The 1376-nt window shown below is 63.4% G+C and carries 2 protein-coding genes; both read right to left on the bottom strand.

What is annotated here, in order from left to right:
• A partial coding sequence (locus AC4FAH_RS13460; RefSeq protein WP_490246205.1) for a thiamine pyrophosphate-binding protein occupies window positions 1-356 on the bottom strand: 356 nt, incomplete at its 3' end.
• Between the two features lie 75 nt (window positions 357-431).
• On the bottom strand, window positions 432-1376 hold a 945-nt coding region (locus tag AC4FAH_RS13455), incomplete at its 5' end, for a YjiH family protein (protein WP_490246204.1).

Below are 1376 nucleotides of genomic sequence, written 5' to 3'. Positions count from 1 at the left end.
TGCAGACGCCCCTGGCCACGGCCGAGGGTGTCGGTGCGATTGACGCTGGAGATCACCAGCATCGGGATGGAGTCGGCCAGCGCCTGGCCCATCGCGGTGGTGATGTTGGTCATCCCCGGGCCGGTGATGATGAAGCACACCCCGGGCTTGCCGGTGCTGCGGGCATAGCCATCGGCCATGAAGCCGGCGCCTTGTTCATGGCGCGGGGTGACGTGGCGAATGCTGCGCGCGGCGGGATCGGCATCCGGCTCCAGGCCACGGTAGAGCTCGACGGTATGCACGCCGGGAATACCGAAGACGGTGTCGACGCCGTAGGTGTCACGCAGCAGTCGGATCAGGAGTTCAGCACAGGTCATGGCAGGTTATTCCAATGACGGGAGCACCGTGGTGCTCCCGTATGAGATGAGAAACAAGTTGAGTGCCCGCTTGGCTCAGAACACGAACAGATGCGCGATACCGGCGATGATCGGCAGGGTGATCAGCGTGCGCAGCACGAAGATGGCCACCAGTTCCCAGATCTTGAGCGGAATCTTCGACTTGAGCAGCAGGGCGCCGATCTCGGACATGTAGATCAACTGGGTCAGCGACAGGCAGGCGATCACGAAGCGGGTCAGTTCGCTGTCGATGTCCTTGGCCAGCACCGCCGGCAGGAACATGTCGGCAAAGCCGACCAGCGTCGCCGGGGCTGCCTCTGCCGCGTGGGGAATCTGCAGCAGTTCCAGCAGCGGAATCATCGGGTAGGAGAGCCAGGTGAACACCGGCGTGAACTCGGCCAGCATCAGCGCCACGGTCCCGATGGCGATCACCACCGGCAGCAGGCCGAGGAAGATGTCCGCCACGTTGAAGCCGGCCGATTTCACCAGCTTGAGCGGGCCCGGCGCATGCTCGGCGCGCGCGACCGCCATGCCGAGTGAGTAGCGCAGTACGCCACAGTCGCTCTGGTTCTCTTCACTGATCTGGCAGCCGACCGGCTCATGATAATCATCACGCTTGCGTGACAGCGGCGGCAGACGCGGCACGATGACGGCGGCGATAAGGCCCGCGATGACGACGGTCAGGTAGAAAGGCACGAACAGGTGGTTGATGTTCATGAAGCTGGTGACCAGCAACGCGAAGGCGATCGAGACCACCGAGAAGTTGGTGGCGATCACTGCCGCTTCGCGCTTGCTGTAGAAGCCCTGCTCGTACTGCTGGGTGGTGATCAGCACGCCGACGGTGCCGGAACCCATCCACGAGGCGGTGGCATCGATGGCGCTGCGCCCGGGCAGATTGAAGATGGCGCGGAACGGACGACGCACCAGGCTGCCGATGAATTCCATGAAGCCGAAGTCGACCAGCAGCGGCAGCAGAATGGCCGCGAAGAAGAAGAAGGTCAG

This window comes from Cobetia sp., from assembly GCF_983723665.1.
This window is presented reverse-complemented; position numbering and strand designations above follow the sequence as displayed.